Below are 8,700 nucleotides of genomic sequence, written 5' to 3' on the forward strand. Positions count from 1 at the left end.
ACCCAATCGCTATGGAACAGGGTTTACGCTTCGCAATTCGTGAAGGTGGCCGTACTGTAGGCGCTGGTGTTGTTGCTAAGGTTATCGAATAATCTTATCTGACTAGATAAAAAACCCCGATATTTTCGGGGTTTTTTTAGATTTTTATAATTTTAGTGATATACTAACTTTGCTTTCAAGTGAAGCAAAGTTTATTTATATAAGTAGTGTTTGAATAAGGATTTTAATAATGGCCTCTAAAGCTGAGAACAAAAATCCAGTTGTTAATGCATCAACCCAAAATGTTGCTGACAGTTTTCTGACAAGACAGATTTCTGTAGGTGCAAATGCATCATTATGGATTTTATCAATCTTACTGTGTGCTGTTGCCATTTTCGGTAATTATTATTTAAATAAAGAATACAGCGACGTATTTAACGACAGCATTAACTCACTGTTGAAAGGGTTGGGTGTTGTTCTTGTAGTTCTTCTGGCTGTTGTTGTTGCTCTTTGTACTAATAAGGGTAGACAGGGATTATCCTTTGCCAAAGAATCATACACAGAAGTAAGACGCGTAGTTTGGCCTGATGCACAGAAGACCAAGCAGGTAACCATTATGGTAGGCATTATCGCAGTTATGCTTTCTCTTATGCTTTGGGTGTTTGATGTATTCTTTATGTTTATTCTTGACAGTGTCAATTCAATCTAAGGAACAGATATGACCACAGAAAGTTCAAATTCAGGTGCTAAAAAAAGATGGTACGTTATTCAGGCATTTTCTGGCTATGAACTGAGAGTAAGAGAAACTCTTCTTCAGAGTATTGAACAGAATGAAGAGATGAAAGAACTGATTGACGATGTTCTGGTTCCAATGGAAAGAGTAAAGGAATATCGCGACGGTAAGAAGCGTGAGTCTCAGCGGAAGTTCTTTCCTGGGTATGTGCTTATTCACATGGTGATGAATGAAAAGACCTGGCTTTTTGTTCGCCATACTGACCGTGTTCTTGGTTTTGTTGGTGGTAACATAGATCATCCAATGCCTATTACTGACGCTGAAGCAGAGAGAATTTTAGGTCGTCTTAAAGAAACTGAAAATGCTCCAACCCAGAAGACTAAATTTGAAGTTGGTGAAAAGGTTCGAGCTAAAGAAGGTGCCTTTAAAGACTTTACAGGTACTGTTGAAGCAGTTGACTATGAAAAGAATCGTGTCACTGTTTCAATTTCAATTTTTGGTAGAGATACTCCTGTAGATTTGGATTTCTCTCAGGTAGAAAAAGATCTTTAGTACTAGTACTTAAGGTCGTAAAAAGAAGGGGGAAGCCTCTTCTTTTTTATTTACTGAAAATAAATGTTGACTCAATCGTATAATTGAGTATAATCTCACCACCTCTATTTTGTGAGGAAGTTATTATTTTTTATTAATTGGGGAGTGTGCATTTCTGCATGCGTCTGAACCCGCGAGGCATAAAAATGGCTAAGAAAGTTCAAGCATATATTAAGCTTCAGGTTAAGGCTGGTATGGCAAACCCAGCTCCTCCTGTTGGTCCTGCTTTAGGTCAGCATGGTGTAAACATTATGGAATTCTGTAAGGCATTCAACGCCAAGACAGAAAAGATGGACAAGGGTTCACCTGTTCCAGTAATTATTACTGTTTACTCTGACAAATCATTTACATTTGTTACCAAGACTGCTCCAGCATCATTCCTTATCAAGAAGACCTTAGGTTTAGAGACCGCTTCTCACAAGCCTGGTACTGAAATCGTTGGTAAGATTACCAAGGCTCAGCTTCTTGAAATTGCTGGAAAGAAGGACGGCGACATGACTGGTGCTGATTTAGAAGCATCTGCTCGTTCAATCGCTGGTACTGCACGTTCAATGGGTATTCAGGTGGAGGACTAATAGATGGCTAAATTATCAAAGCGCATGAAGGCTATCAAGGAAGGCGTTGATAAGACCAAGGAATATTCTCCAGCAGAAGCTGTTGAAGTTATTCGTAAGTTTGCTACCTGCAAGTTCGACGAATCTGTTGACGTTGCAATTCAGTTAGGTATCGACCCACGTAAGTCTGATCAGACTGTTCGTGGTTCAGTAGTACTTCCAAATGGTACCGGTAAGTCTGTACGTGTTGCAGTATTTACTCAGGGCGCTAAGGCTGATGAAGCTAAGGCTGCTGGTGCTGAATACGTAGGTATGGAAGAATTAGCTGACCAGGTTAAGAAGAATGAAATTGCGTTTGACGTAGTTATCGCTTCTCCTGATGCAATGCGTGTTGTAGGTCAGTTAGGTCAGATCCTCGGTCCACGTGGTTTAATGCCTAATCCAAAGGTTGGTACCGTAACCCCTAACGTTGCTGAAGCTGTTAAGAATGCTAAGGCAGGTCAGGTACGTTATCGTAACGACAAGCAGGGTAACATTCAGGCTGCTATCGGTAAGATCAGTTTCACTAACGAAGCTCTTATCGAAAACCTTAACGCTCTTATTTCAGCTGTTAAGAAGGCTAAGCCTGCTACTGCTAAGGGCCAGTACATTTCTAAGGTATTCCTGTCATCTACTATGGGTGCCGGTGTTGCTTTAGATAAGAACGGTCTGGCTGACTAGTTTTTTTAGGATGGGTTTGTAAACTCATCCTGTTCGGGAGTCCTGCTCCCGTCCAAGACCGCAGGTGGGAAACCTTAATTTCCTGCGCAGACGGAAAAGACTTCAGAGAAAGATTTCTTTTTTCTGGATATTTCCGAAGTCCCTGAAAAGGGTGTTTCCGACATTTGTCGGGTTATTTTCCAGGAGTTTTGCTAAATGGCATTATTAATCAACGACAAGAAGGCTATAGTTGCTGAAGTTGCTGAACTTGCCAAGAGCGCTAAATCAGCTGTAGTTGCTGATTCTCGTGGTGTATCTGCTGCTGACATGACTGCTTTACGTAAGTTATGTCGTGACAACCAGGTTGACGCAAGAATCGTACGTAACTCTCTGCTTGCCCGTGCCGTAGAAGGTACCGAGTTCGCATGTATGGCTGAAACCTTCACTGGTCCAACTCTTGTTGCATTTTCTTTTGATCATCCAGGCGCTGCTGCCCGTCTGTTCAAGGAATTCGCTAAGAACAACAAGAATTTCTCAGTAAAGGGTGCTGCTTTTGAAGGTGAATTCATTTCAGCAGAAAATATTGATCGCTTAGCTACATTACCAACTTACGAAGAAGCAATTGCACGTCTCATGGCAACCATGAAGGAAGCTGCAGCTGGCAAGTTAGTTCGTACTTTAGCTGCCTTAGGCGACAAGCTCAAAGAAGCTGCTTAATTATAGTTTTATTGTTAACAAATAATTTTAGGAAATTATCAAATGACTAAAGAAGAAATTTTAGAAGCAATCGCTGGTATGTCAGTTGTTGAAGTTGTTGAACTCGTAGCTGCTATGGAAGAAAAGTTCGGCGTTTCTGCCGCTGCTGCTGTTGTTGCTGGCCCAGCTGCTGGCGCTGCTGCTGCTGAAGAAAAGACCGAATTCGACGTAGTTTTAGCTGATGTTGGTGCTAACAAGATCAACGTAATCAAGGCTGTTCGTGGTGCTACCGGTTTAGGTCTTAAGGAAGCTAAGGACTTAGTAGAATCTGCTCCTGCTAAGATCAAGGAAGGCGCTTCAAAGGACGAAGCTGAAGCTCTTAAGAAGTCTTTAGAAGAAGCTGGTGCTAAGGTTGAATTAAAGTAATTATCTGATTACTTTATAAATTTCTTTACGAAAAGCATACTGTTTTGCAGTATGCTTTTTTTATACTTTTTTTTAATTTAGATTTATAATAATTTCACTTTCATTATTATTGTTATATTAAAGGTGATTTATATGAGTAAAGTTGTAATTAACACTCCAAATGCTCCAGCAGCTATCGGTCCATACGTTCAGGCTACAAAGGTTGGTAATTTCCTGTTTACCTCTGGTCAGATTCCATTAGATCCAAAATCAAATACTCTTGTAACCGGTGATATCAAAGTTCAGGCTCACCAGTCATGCCGTAATCTTATTGCCATTCTTGAAGAAGCTGGTTTTGCTGCTACTGATGTAGTAAAAACTACTTGCTTTATTAAGAACATGAATGACTTTGCTGCATTCAATGAAGTTTATGCTGAGTATTTTGGTACTTCTGCTCCAGCACGTTCATGTGTTGAAGTTGCAAGATTACCAAAGGATGTTCTCTGTGAAGTTGAACTTGTAGCTTACAAAGACTAATTGATCTTATGTGAAAGGGTGTTTGGCACCCTTTCCGGAGTACAAATGAATTTTGTTTTAGTAATTACTTCAGGTCCGTACGGAGACTCAAGACTTAAACTGGCGCTTGATCTATCCGTTTCTATTTTGAAAGCAGGTCATCATTTGAAAATTTTTTTGTACTCAGATGGTGTATACAATGCATTAAAGACGATAAGTCCGGCTTCTGACGAATTTAATCCTCAATCTATTTTTTCAGAGCTTGCCCGTCGCTCAAAGATTTATTTTTGTGAATCTGCTGGATTAAGAAGAGGTGTGGATAAGTCCTGTACCTCAAAAGATTTTACCTGCTCAGGTCTTGGTGAACTGTCTGATATGATTAAGAATGCGGATAGGGTGATATCCCTATGAGTGGTATTGTTTGTGTAATTAATTCCTGCAATCTTTCAAAATTCAGAGAATTTCTTGATTTTGTGCTTGGGATAAGTGCTTTTAATGATGATGTATCCGTAGTTTTTATGAAGGAATGTGTTCCGATTTTTTTTAACGCATCATCTCTAAAGCCAGTCCTGACAGGAGAAAGAGACTTTATTAAAACGTTTGGAATGTTGGATCTTTACGATATAAACAACGTGTTTGTTGAGGATAATGGTGAATTATCAGATAGTGTCAGAAAGCGATTGTCCGATACAATATCAGGAATAACCTGTATTTCATCAGAAAAGTGCTATACCCTTATTTGTCAGTCAAAACATGTGTTTACTTTCTAACAGGTGCAGTGTGAAGATTAATATATTTACAGTATTTGATGAACGTTTATGGAATAGGTGTATCTCATTTCTTAGAAGTGATGATGCTGTTATTATGTCAAACGACGCCCTTCTTCTGCTGAATGATTCTTCAATCAAATTCACAACCAATGCCAAAATCTATGTAATAGATACCTATGCCGAAGCTTATGGTGTAACTGATAAAGCAAAAATATTAGGTTTTGATTCCCTTAATCATGATGAATTAATAAATATAATAGTGAAACATGGCTCTCCAGTTGTCTGGAAATAATTTTTTTGTGGCTAATATATAACCTAATATTGAATTTTCAAATTTATAAATGTATAATTCGCTGACTGTATTCTTTAATATTGTTTTTTTTTTACATTTTTGTATGTTATAGAATACAGGGACTGATAATTTATTATCGTGATTTTTTTAAATATATTTGGGAGCGTAAATGGCTACAATCAATCAGCTAGTACGTAAGCCACGTGTTAAGCAAGTTGTTAAGAACAAGGTTCCAGCATTAGAAGCTTGCCCACAGAAGCGCGGTGTTTGTACTCGTGTGTATACTACTACTCCGAAGAAGCCTAACTCAGCTATTCGTAAAGTATGTCGTGTACGTTTAACTAACGGTTTTGAAGTTTCTTCATACATCGGCGGTGAAGGTCACAACCTTCAGGAACACTCTGTTGTTCTGATCCGTGGTGGTCGTGTTAAGGACTTACCTGGTGTACGTTACCATACCATCCGTGGTGCTTTAGACTGCGCTGGTGTTAAGGATCGTAAGCAGGCTCGTTCTAAGTACGGTGTGAAGAAGCCTAAGGCTTAATGGATTCCCCGTTAAGTAAGGCCAAACTGGCAATTTTTTTTAACTTTTTTTATATAGTTTTGGGTAACCCCTGAAAATACGAGGATTTTAAGATGCCTAGACGTCGTGTTGTAGGTCAGCGTAAGATTTTACCTGATCCAAAGTTCGGTTCAGAATTACTGGCTAAGTTCATCAATATCGTTATGGTTGACGGTAAGAAGTCAGTATCAGAAAGTATTGTTTACGGTGCTTTAGATATTATCGCTGAAAAGAGTGGTAAAGAACATTTAGTTATTTTCGAAGAAGCACTTGATCATATCCGCCCTTCAGTGGAAGTTAAGTCCCGCCGTGTAGGTGGTTCAACTTATCAGGTTCCAGTTGAAGTACGTCCAGTTCGTCGTAATGCTTTAGCAATGCGTTGGTTAGTAGAAGCCGCACGCTCCCGTGGTGAAAAGTCCATGGCTCAGCGCCTCGCCGGTGAGCTCTTAGACGCTGCTGACAACAAGGGCACTGCTGTTAAGAAGCGTGAAGACGTACATCGTATGGCTGAAGCAAACAAGGCTTTCGCTCACTACCGCTGGTAGAACTGAATTTGCGGGACTGTATGGTTTTATGCAGTCCCTCATTAAGAATAGATTATTTTATCCACAAGTTGGATGATTTAAAGAGGAATATATTTTGGCTCGTCAAACTCCAATTGAGCTCTACCGTAACATCGGTATTTCAGCTCACATCGACGCCGGTAAGACTACTACCACTGAACGTATTCTGTTTTACACCGGTGTAAACCACAAGCTTGGTGAAGTACATGATGGTGCCGCTACTATGGACTGGATGGAACAGGAACAGGAACGTGGTATTACCATTACTTCTGCTGCTACCACCTGTTTCTGGGACGGTATGAATCACCAGTACAAGAAGCATCGTTTCAATATCATCGACACCCCGGGTCACGTAGACTTCACTATCGAAGTTGAACGTTCAATGCGTGTTCTCGACGGCGCAGTAATGGTTTACTGTGCTGTAGGTGGTGTACAGCCTCAGTCTGAAACCGTATGGCGTCAGGCTAACAAGTATCATGTACCACGTATCGCATTCATCAACAAGATGGACCGTACCGGTGCAAACTTCATGCGCGCTGTTGAACAGATCCGCACCAGATTAAAGGGTAACCCAGTACCTGTAGTGCTTCCTATTGGTTCAGAAGATAACTTTGTTGGTGTTGTTGACCTTATCAAGCGTAAGGCAATCGACTGGAACACTGAAGATCAGGGTACCACTTTCAAGTACGTTGACATTCCTGCTGAAATGGAAGAAATGGTTGACGAATGGCGTGGCAAGATGGTTGAAGCAGCTGCAGAAGCTGACGAAGCTCTTCTTGATAAGTTCTTCGGCGGTGAAGAGTTAACTGAAGAAGAAATCGTTGCTGCTCTCCGTAAGCGTACCATCAATTGTGAAATCGTTCCTGTAACCTGTGGTTCTGCATTTAAGAACAAGGGTGTTCAGAGAATGCTTGACGCTGTAATCGACTTCCTTCCATCTCCACTTGATATTCCTCCTGTTAAGGGTGAATTACCAAACGGTGAAGAAGCAACTCGTGCAACCAGCGATAAGGAATCTTTCTCTGCTCTCGCATTCAAGATTGCTACCGACCCATTCGTAGGTAACTTAACCTTCTTACGTTGCTACTCAGGTGTTATCAATTCAGGCGATTTCGTTCTCAATGCTGTAAAGGGCAAGCGTGAACGTTTAGGTCGTATCGTGCAGATGCACGCTGATAAGCGTAATGAAATCAAGGAAGTATTAGCTGGTGATATCGCTGCTGCTATCGGCTTAAAGGATGTTACTACCGGTGATACTCTCTGTGATGAAAATGCTCCAATCATCCTTGAACGTATGGAATTCCCAGAACCAGTTATTTCTGTTGCTGTAGAACCTAAGACCAAGGCTGACCAGGAAAAGATGGCTCTCGCTTTACAGCGTTTGGCTCAGGAAGACCCTTCATTCCGTGTACACACTGATGAAGAATCAGGTCAGACCATTATTTCTGGTATGGGTGAATTACACCTCGATATCATCGTTGACCGTATGCGTCGCGAATTCAAGGTTGAATGTAACGTAGGTAAGCCTCAGGTTGCATACCGTGAAACTATTCGTGCTGCTACCGAAATTGAAGGTAAGTTCGTACGTCAGTCTGGTGGTCGTGGTCAGTACGGTCACTGCTGGTTACGTCTTGAACCTCAGGAAGAAGGCAAGGGTTACGAATTCGTTAACGCTATCGTTGGTGGTGTTATTCCTAAGGAATACGTACCTGCTGTTGACAAGGGTGTTCAGGAACAGATCGCTAACGGTGTTCTCGCTGGCTACCCAGTTGTTGACGTTAAGGTTACCTGTTACGATGGTTCATACCATGAAGTTGACTCTTCTGAAATGGCATTCAAGATTGCCGGTTCTATGGCATTCAAGGCAGGTTTCATGAAGGCTTCTCCAGTATTACTCGAACCTTTAATGAAGGTTGAAGTTGATACTCCAGAAGATTACATGGGTGACGTTATCGGTGACTTGAACCGTCGTCGTGGTATCGTTGAAGGTATGGAAGACGGCCCAACCGGTAAGATTGTTCGTGCAATGGTTCCATTAGCAGAAATGTTCGGTTATGCAACTGACCTCCGTTCACAGACTCAGGGTCGTGCATCTTACGTAATGGAATTCGGTCGTTATGCCGAAACTCCTAAGAACATTGCTGATGCTGTAATCGAAGCTCGTAGCAATAACTAATTTGGATGATACCTCCATTCGCTGAGGATGGAGGTGTGTAATTAAATTTATTTTTAAGGAATAAAATCGTGTCAAAGGAAAAGTTTGAACGTACAAAGACTAACGTGAACGTAGGTACAATCGGTCACGTAGACCATGGTAAGACTACTTTAACTGCAGCTATC

At 41.0% G+C, this 8,700-nt stretch carries 15 protein-coding genes; all 15 read left to right on the plus strand.

Translation table 11 applies throughout. The annotated features are described in order from the left end of the window. Positions 1-92: EF-Tu C-terminal domain-related protein (locus tag T489_RS14745; RefSeq protein ID WP_018748561.1), on the plus strand; the 92-nt coding region annotated here is incomplete at its 5' end. A gap of 137 nt (positions 93-229) precedes the next feature. Continuing rightward, complete coding sequence (gene secE / locus T489_RS0111280; protein ID WP_051622073.1) at positions 230-688, plus strand: preprotein translocase subunit SecE; 459 nt, start codon at positions 230-232, stop codon at positions 686-688. Positions 689-697: 9 nt separating this feature from the next. After that, positions 698-1,264, plus strand: coding sequence for a transcription termination/antitermination protein NusG (gene nusG, locus T489_RS0111285; protein WP_031580136.1), 567 nt, complete (start codon positions 698-700; stop codon positions 1,262-1,264). A 185-nt stretch (positions 1,265-1,449) separates the two neighbouring features. Beyond that, entirely contained in the window at positions 1,450-1,878 is a 429-nt protein-coding gene (gene rplK / locus T489_RS0111290; protein WP_031580137.1) for a 50S ribosomal protein L11, read from the plus strand. Between the two features lie 3 nt (positions 1,879-1,881). Next, the gene (gene rplA, locus T489_RS0111295; protein WP_031580138.1) at positions 1,882-2,577 is read left to right on the plus strand and encodes a 50S ribosomal protein L1; all 696 of its coding nucleotides are present in this window, start codon (positions 1,882-1,884) and stop codon (positions 2,575-2,577) included. A gap of 195 nt (positions 2,578-2,772) precedes the next feature. Next, positions 2,773-3,273: a 50S ribosomal protein L10 gene (gene rplJ, locus T489_RS0111300; RefSeq protein ID WP_031580139.1), complete on the plus strand. Its 501-nt coding sequence runs from the start codon at positions 2,773-2,775 to the stop codon at positions 3,271-3,273. 42 nt (positions 3,274-3,315) lie between these two features. Beyond that, a complete protein-coding gene (gene rplL, locus T489_RS0111305; RefSeq protein WP_031580140.1) occupies positions 3,316-3,678 on the plus strand; it encodes a 50S ribosomal protein L7/L12 in 363 nt (120 codons plus the stop codon). A 132-nt stretch (positions 3,679-3,810) separates the two neighbouring features. Continuing rightward, the gene (locus T489_RS0111310) at positions 3,811-4,194 is read left to right on the plus strand and encodes a RidA family protein (RefSeq protein WP_031580141.1); all 384 of its coding nucleotides are present in this window, start codon (positions 3,811-3,813) and stop codon (positions 4,192-4,194) included. Between the two features lie 45 nt (positions 4,195-4,239). Beyond that, positions 4,240-4,584, plus strand: a complete 345-nt coding sequence (locus tag T489_RS0111315; RefSeq protein WP_051622075.1) for a DsrE/DsrF/TusD sulfur relay family protein — start codon at positions 4,240-4,242, stop codon at positions 4,582-4,584. Continuing rightward, positions 4,581-4,943, plus strand: coding sequence for a DsrE family protein (locus tag T489_RS14455; protein WP_051622077.1), 363 nt, complete (start codon positions 4,581-4,583; stop codon positions 4,941-4,943). The genes T489_RS0111315 and T489_RS14455 overlap by 4 nt, the downstream gene beginning before the upstream one ends. Positions 4,944-5,037: 94 nt before the next feature. Beyond that, the gene (locus T489_RS15785; RefSeq protein ID WP_232218316.1) at positions 5,038-5,235 is read left to right on the plus strand and encodes a hypothetical protein; all 198 of its coding nucleotides are present in this window, start codon (positions 5,038-5,040) and stop codon (positions 5,233-5,235) included. Between the two features lie 169 nt (positions 5,236-5,404). Next, positions 5,405-5,779, plus strand: coding sequence for a 30S ribosomal protein S12 (rpsL, locus tag T489_RS0111330; RefSeq protein WP_031580145.1), 375 nt, complete (start codon positions 5,405-5,407; stop codon positions 5,777-5,779). Between the two features lie 92 nt (positions 5,780-5,871). Next, positions 5,872-6,342 carry a 30S ribosomal protein S7 gene (gene rpsG / locus T489_RS0111335; protein WP_031580146.1) on the plus strand — a complete coding sequence of 157 codons (471 nt, stop codon included), beginning with the start codon at positions 5,872-5,874 and terminating at the stop codon, positions 6,340-6,342. A 94-nt stretch (positions 6,343-6,436) separates the two neighbouring features. Further along, a complete protein-coding gene (gene fusA, locus T489_RS0111340; RefSeq protein ID WP_031580147.1) occupies positions 6,437-8,536 on the plus strand; it encodes an elongation factor G in 2,100 nt (699 codons plus the stop codon). A gap of 68 nt (positions 8,537-8,604) precedes the next feature. Next, on the plus strand, positions 8,605-8,700 hold a 96-nt coding region (locus T489_RS15000), incomplete at its 3' end, for a GTP-binding protein (RefSeq protein ID WP_198020477.1).

The organism is Ruminobacter sp. RM87, from assembly GCF_000701925.1.
Taxonomy (GTDB): Bacteria; Pseudomonadota; Gammaproteobacteria; order Enterobacterales; family Succinivibrionaceae; genus Ruminobacter; species Ruminobacter amylophilus.